The following is a 3,688-nucleotide window of genomic DNA, read 5'->3' as shown; positions in this document are numbered from 1 at the left end:
AACCCCCCCCACCCCCCCACCCCAGCTCGCATGGGGTCGGGTGGGCTCGGTTTTGTTTATAAGAGACAGAGGCCCCCGGTGGGCCCGAGGCGCAGCGGCAACGCCCAGCCGGAGCCCACGAACTGTTCGGCCATCAGGAGGCCACCTGCCTTCCGGTCATCCGAAGGGGTACTTGATGGTGTTGACGAAGAACGCCCCCATGAGGTCCACCCTGAGGGCGCGGACGCCGACGTTGGCGATGGAGTTGACCTGGACCGTGCCCCCGGAGGTGATCATCGTGGCGCCCAGGGACTTGAGGCTGAGGGCGCCCATCGCATCGACGTTGACGGCGCCGGCGAGCGACGTGAGGTTGACGATGCCGCGGCCCTGGATGTCGAGGAGGCCGCCGCTCTTGATGGTGAGCCGGCGGCGGGCGCTGAGCGTCAGGTCGGTTCCCGCGTCGATGGACACCGAGCGGCCGCCCTTGATGGTCACCGACCCCTTGCTGTCGACGGTGATCTCCGTCCCGGTGCGGTCGAGATCGATGGTCAGCCGGTCGTCACCGCTGGCGATGCGCACGCCCTGCTTCCGCCTGCCGGTCCGCTGGCTGAGCAGGTCGACGCGGTTGCCCTGCCGGTCGGACAGGGTGTGCCGGGCGGCCTTCCGCTTCAGCCCGTCGTGCAGGGGCACGTCGTCGACCCGGGTGGGCAGGTCCCGGCCGTTGTAGAGCCCGCCGATCACGAACGGGTGGTCCAGCGCACCCCGGTCGAAGGCGACCAGCACCTCGTCGCCGACGTCCATCGGGAAGACGCCGCCGCCGCCCACGCCGCCGGACTGCACGCTGCGGGCCCAGTCGCTCACGTACGTGTCGTCCAGCCACGGGAACTGGAGCTTGACCCGTCCCTGCTTCAGCGGGTCCTGCACGTCGGTGACGATGGCGTTCGCGACGCCGGGCAGCCGGGTGGCTCCTGCGGCGTTCCCGCCGCCGCCCCCGCCCGACGCCAGCCCGTACAGGGAGCGCCACTGCCGCCCGCTCACCGTGATCCACGACTCGTAGTGCTTGCCGTCGCCGAAGACGTGCCGTACGGAGGTGACGGTGTACTTGCCCTCGAAGGGCTTGCCCACGTCGCCGAGGGCCACGGGCACGCCCGGCCGGAGCTCGGGATTGCCGTACACCGCGACCTCCAGCTCCGCGAACGACGAGGTGACGTCGGCGGCCAGCGCCTTGGCGGCCTGCTGGACCTCGTCCTGCCGGTCGTACGGGGTGGCGGTCTCCACGAGCTGCGCCGGCGCGAACTTCCCGGCCGCCTGGCCCGGAGTGAGGCCGATGGAGATGCCCGGGTCGGTCGCGGCCGGGGCCGTCTCGACGATCTTCTTCTTGGTGGTCACGTTCCAGCCGCGCGATTCGACCGTGCCGACCTGGTCCGCGGCGGTGACCGCCGCCCGCAGCCGCAGGATGTCGTGGCCGGCCTGGAGGACGAACGGGCTCTTGTCGCCGTCGGTGCGCGGGGACGGCGCACCGGCCGACGGCGTCGGCGTCACGAACCGGAACTTCCCCCTCGCGTCCAGGGACATCACCATGTTGTTCTCGTCGGCGAGCCGGGAGAGGAAGTCCCAGTCGGTGACGTTGGACTGGCTGATGAACCCGTACGCGCCCTTCGTCGACTGGATCCGGCCGATCGGTACGCCGTCCAGGGCGGCGAGCTTGCGGGCGATGTCGGAAGCCTTCTGGTTGCGGTAGGCGGCGACGCGGCGCCGGCGCATCATCCGGTGCCCGAGGTCGTAGCCGCGGATCACGGTGAAGCTTCCGGTGCCGTCGTAGTCGGCCTCCAGCGCGGTGACCTCGCCGGTCAGCAGCGGCTTGCCGCCCCCCTGGCCGTCGGAGATCGGCGTGAGCACCACCCTCGTGCCGAAGGTGACGCCGAGCTTGCCGAGGACCAGCCGGTACGGGTCGCGGAAGGTGAGCCGGAACGCGGCGGGCACCCCGACGCCCTGGTCGACCCACCCCTCGACGAGCAGCGGGGCGATGTCGTCGGGGAGCTTCGCGCCGCCGATCCGCACCTGCATGATGCTGGAGAACGCGGGCTGCACCATCAGCGCGACACCTCCTCCGGCGCGGGGAGCACCAGTTCGGTGCCCGCCGTCAGCCGGGACGGGTCGTCGATGCCGTTGAGCTCGGCGATCGCCCGCCACACGGTCGCCGTGCCGTACTCCCGCCACGCCAGCGACTGCAGCGAGTCCCCGGCCACCACCCGGTGCACGCGCTGGGCGGTGAGCGCACCGGACGTCGGGTTCTGGTTCTTGGTCTTCCCGGGGATCTCCACCAGGTGCACCTGACAGGTCGCGCGGATCGGCACGCCCGTGGTGCCGAAGAGGCTGTACGACGCCTCGACGGAGCTCACGTACGCGACGAAGCGGGCCGTGGAGAACGACCCCCACTCGAACACCACCCACGGCGGCGACGGCTGGTCCGCGGCGATGCTCTTCGCCGTCACCTCACAGCAGCCCAGCAGCGATTCGACCTTCTTCAGCACCGTGTTGCCGGTCGGCGCGGCCGACGAGTCCAGGAAGATCTCCAGGGTCATCTCGCGCGGCTCGGCGCCCATGAACTCCGGCTTGGAACCGTCGCGCACGGCCATCGTCGGCGTGGCCTTCCACTGCGCGCGCTGACTCAGCGACAACTGCGCCGGATTGAACTCGAAGCCGAACGTCCGCATCAGCGCCCCGGGCGTCGTGCTCGTCCCGACCGGGGGCTCGTGGATCGCCAGCGTCGCCCGCACCAGGCTCTTGCCGGCGCCCCTGCTGTTCGTGGCCATGGGTGTGCCTCTTTCCTCTCGCTCCGCTCCGCCGCGCCGTCAGTCCGTGAACCCGTGGTGGGCGATCTCCAGGACCTCCGTCGCCACGCCCGGGCTCGCGGGGTCGAGGGTGGGGCCCTGCCAGCTCACCGGCAGGACGTCGATGAGCCCCCAGCGGGCCACCAGCGACCCGTCGGCACGCAGCGCCGCGATCTGCGCGGTGGGCCGCTTGATGCCCGTCTGGACCGACGAGATCCACTTCGCGACCTTCGCGGTGTCCGGCGTGAGCGGCCGGGTGAGCCGGATGGTGGAGAAGGTGACGCGGGTGGGCAGGTGCCACACGAAGCCGTTGTTGCCGCCCTCCTGCCGGTGCTCGACCTCCACCTGGGACGACAGGCCTTCGCAGCCGTTGAAGTAGCCGAGGCTCTCGCCGTCGATGGTGAGGGTGAACCAGATGGTGGACCCGGGGTCCTGGCGGGGCATCCGAGGTGGGCCTTTCTGTCGTTCTGCGGTGGTGGCGCGCGAGGTGAGCGGGACTGCGTCAGGCGCGCGGATCGCGCAGTCTGCCGATCCGTTCGCGGTCCATGCGCAGTTCGGTGCGGACGAGGCGGGTGACCCGGCCGATGATCCGGTGCACCAGTTCGTCCAGCTGGAAGTCGGTCAGGTCGCGCGGATCGAAAGCTCCGGGGGGAACCGCGGTGTACGCGGGCGGCGGCTCCCCGGCGGAGACCGCCGTCCCGGGAGCCGGGTGGCCGCCCGGCGGCTCGTAGGGCGGCGGCGGTTCGGCCGGCGGAGCCTGCGTCGGCGACGGCCGGAGGTGCTCCGGCGGCTGGGCCACACCGGCCGACGCGGCGGCGGCGAGCGCGCCGAGGGTCCGGCCGGAGCCGGAGCCGGAGCCGGAGCCGGAGCCGAAG

At 71.7% G+C, this 3,688-nt stretch carries 3 protein-coding genes and 1 pseudogene; all 4 read right to left on the bottom strand.

Annotation, left to right across the window (positions count from 1 at the left end; translation table 11 throughout):
* Positions 1–156 precede the first annotated feature (156 nt).
* Entirely contained in the window at positions 157–2,073 is a 1,917-nt protein-coding gene (locus tag ACFXA3_RS29930; RefSeq protein ID WP_385191704.1) for a VgrG-related protein, read from the bottom strand.
* Entirely contained in the window at positions 2,073–2,795 is a 723-nt protein-coding gene (locus ACFXA3_RS29925) for a LysM peptidoglycan-binding domain-containing protein (RefSeq protein WP_385191703.1), read from the bottom strand. Before ACFXA3_RS29925 ends, ACFXA3_RS29930 begins: the two co-directional genes overlap by 1 nt.
* A 39-nt stretch (positions 2,796–2,834) precedes the next feature.
* Positions 2,835–3,257 carry a phage tail protein gene (locus ACFXA3_RS29920; RefSeq protein WP_385191702.1) on the bottom strand — a complete coding sequence of 141 codons (423 nt, stop codon included), beginning with the start codon at positions 3,255–3,257 and terminating at the stop codon, positions 2,835–2,837.
* Between the two features lie 58 nt (positions 3,258–3,315).
* Positions 3,316–3,688 (bottom strand): annotated as a pseudogene (locus tag ACFXA3_RS29915) (hypothetical protein); the annotation flags it as partial.

This window comes from Streptomyces sp. NPDC059456 (genome assembly GCF_042750055.1).
Classification (GTDB): Bacteria; Actinomycetota; Actinomycetes; order Streptomycetales; family Streptomycetaceae; genus Streptomyces.
This window is presented reverse-complemented; position numbering and strand designations above follow the sequence as displayed.

Coding starts and splice junctions, on each gene's coding strand:
- ACFXA3_RS29930 (WP_385191704.1), bottom strand. CDS start 2,073: ATGGTGCAGCCCGCGTTCTCCAGCATCATGCAGGTGCGGATCGGCGGC.
- ACFXA3_RS29925 (WP_385191703.1), bottom strand. CDS start 2,795: ATGGCCACGAACAGCAGGGGCGCCGGCAAGAGCCTGGTGCGGGCGACG.
- ACFXA3_RS29920 (WP_385191702.1), bottom strand. CDS start 3,257: ATGCCCCGCCAGGACCCCGGGTCCACCATCTGGTTCACCCTCACCATC.